The organism is Escherichia sp. AM3, assembly GCF_032029835.1.
Lineage (GTDB): Bacteria > Pseudomonadota > Gammaproteobacteria > Enterobacterales > Enterobacteriaceae > Escherichia > Escherichia coli.
The window spans coordinates 1-483 of record NZ_JAVUPQ010000548.1 but is presented as its reverse complement, the minus strand read 5'-3'; the positions used below and the strand labels follow the sequence as shown (position 1 = coordinate 483).

Here is a 483-nt window from a genome sequence, read left to right as displayed (position 1 = left end):
GAGACATACAGCGGGATGCGCGGGGTGGTACCGGAGACGTTCACGGACCGGCAGTACAGCTACAGTGGCGAGGATGAACTGCTGAAGACGCGGCACAGCCGGCGGGGGGAAACGGATTACTTCTACGACCCCACGGGGCGCATCACGGCGTGCCGTTCGGAGGATGAGGGGTATCTGGCGAGCTGGCAGTACGACGCGGCGGGAAACCTGCTGGGGAGGCGCGCGGGGGAAAGGGCCACGGCAGAAAACAGCGTGGTGCCGTTCAACCGGCTGATGTCTTACCGTGGTGTGCACTACCGTTATGACGAATTTGGCCGTGCTGTGGAAAAGGAGGGCCGGAGCGGAACGCAGAGTTACCGTTATGATGCGGAACACCGGATGGTGGAAGTGACGACAGCGCGGGGGACATACCGGTATGTGTACGATGCGCTGGGGAGGCGGACGGAAAAACAGCACATCAGCCCTGACGGTAAACCGTACAAC

1 pseudogene is annotated in these 483 nt (G+C 61.9%); it reads left to right on the top strand.

The annotated features are described in order from the left end of the window. Positions 1-483: pseudogene (locus tag RTW80_RS27155) on the top strand (RHS repeat domain-containing protein); the annotation flags it as partial.